This is a genomic window from Acinetobacter sp. YH12201 (genome assembly GCF_013418145.1).
GTDB lineage: Bacteria > Pseudomonadota > Gammaproteobacteria > Pseudomonadales > Moraxellaceae > Acinetobacter.
The window spans coordinates 1-1,094 of the sequence record NZ_VPCP01000184.1 but is presented as its reverse complement, the minus strand read 5'-3'; the positions used below and the strand labels follow the sequence as shown (position 1 = coordinate 1,094).

1 protein-coding gene is annotated in these 1,094 nt (G+C 40.7%); it reads right to left on the bottom strand.

Translation table 11 applies throughout. The annotated features are described in order from the left end of the window. Window positions 1-19 precede the first annotated feature (19 nt). Window positions 20-1,094 (bottom strand): IS4 family transposase (locus tag FTU91_RS16440; RefSeq protein ID WP_180082864.1); only part of this gene is annotated, 1,075 nt, incomplete at its 5' end.

Genomic DNA, 1,094 nt, shown 5'->3' with positions numbered 1-1,094 from the left:
CACTGCTGTCCCACAAATATCACAAGAAGAACCTCAATTGAGGTTCTTCTTGTTTTCGCCATTTTTTATCAGGCACAAAGAGTGACCTTAAAAGTTTCCTTTCAAATAAATTGACCTGAATAATTCGCAGTAAACGCTGAACACTCCATTCTTCTTGTGCCATGTGTTTAGCGAAGTTCACCAGCAAATAGGCGATTAATGCAATCCATATTTGCGTTTGTATCGCATTGCGGCTTCGACCTAGAAATGACTTCAGTTTTAAATTCTGCTTGATGGCTTTAAAGAATAACTCAATCTTCCAGCGGTCTTTATAAATTGCAGCAATGGTGGATGCTGCCAGATGAAAGTTGTTGCTCAGAAATTCGAATGTTCTTTTCTTATCTGTATCATAAAACTCTATACGTCTTAATAATTTAGGTGCGCCTCTTTTCTTGGCATGCGCACTGCTTAATTCAATACATTCATCTGCAATAATGCCTTTAGTCGCTAATACGCTGCGGCTTGATTTAACTTGATAAACTGTCTTTGGGCGTAGCCGAGTTACGAAGCTGACTTTCTGATGTGTCAACTGAGCAAACCATTGATAATCAACATATCCTTTATCAAAGACGATAATGCTGCCAGCAGGAAATTTAAATGCTCTGCCTTGCACCATATCATTTTCAATACCATCCCCAAGCGCTACAAATTCAGGAATGGTATTGCTGTGATTTAAGCCAACACTGAGTTTAATACTGGCTTTGGATTCATGCACTTTTGCCCATTCGCACAATGACAGTGAAAGATCAATATGACTGGCATCTAGTGAATACAGCGGATTCTTGAATCTAAATTTATGTGCAGTTTTAGAGTTTTCACAGTGCTGAAGCAGCTGCGTGAACAATTGCTGATACAGGCTGGCGGGCTGTTCTTCATTGAGTCTTGCTAAGGTGCTTCGCGCAATTCTTTTCGCGCCAAGATGATAGAGCTTTTCCTGCTGGGATTCGAGATTGGATTGAATGTCTCTTAAGCTTTGCCGACAAGAAAGTTGGGACATCAATATGGCAACAAACTGATCCCAGCGGGTGGCTGATCTTAATTTTTGCCCAGAGTGG